General features: G+C 75.9%; 1 pseudogene. It reads left to right on the forward strand.

What is annotated here, in order from left to right:
- Positions 1 to 659, forward strand: a pseudogene (locus AC5LUJ_RS14260) (glycosyltransferase family 39 protein); the annotation flags it as partial.

A 659-nucleotide genomic window follows, 5' to 3' on the forward strand; every position in this document is an offset into this window, starting at 1 on the left:
GGCCCGGCGGGTGGTCGGGGCACGTGCCGCGTGGGTGGCGGTGGTGCTCTACCTCACCTCGCCGTTCGCGCTGTACTTCGCGACCGAGACCCGGATGTACAGCCTGGTCGTGCTGCTGACCGCGGCCGGCGGGCTGGCGCTGGAGAGCACCCTGCGCCGGCGCTCGGCCGGGCCGGCCGTCGCGCTGGCGGTGTGCTCCGGCCTGCTGGCCCTGACCCACTACTGGTGCTTCTACCTGCTGTGCACGGTGGTCGGCTGGCTGCTGCTGGTCACGGCCCGGCCGCGGCCGGGCTGGGGCCGGCGGGCGCCGCTGACCGCTCTCGGCGGCATCGCCGGCGGGGCGGTGGTGTTCGCCCCCTGGCTGGGTGGCTTCCAGTACCAGCTGGCGCACACCGGGACGCCGTGGGGCGAGCCGGCGACGTTCGCGGCGATCGCGCACGCCTACGGGCAGTGGGCGGGCGGCCCGACCACCGGCGGGCGCACGCTGCTGTTCCTCATCACCGGCCTCGCCGCCGCCGGGATCGCTGGCCGGGCGATCGACGGCCGGTACGTGATGGTGGACCTGCGGGGGCTCGAACCCGGGCGGACGCTGTTCTTCCTGGCCACCGTCACGCTCGTGGTGGCCGTCGCCGTGGGCAAGGTGGTGGGCAACGCCTGGG

The sequence above is a fragment of the Protofrankia sp. CiP1_Cm_nod3 genome (assembly GCF_982290655.1).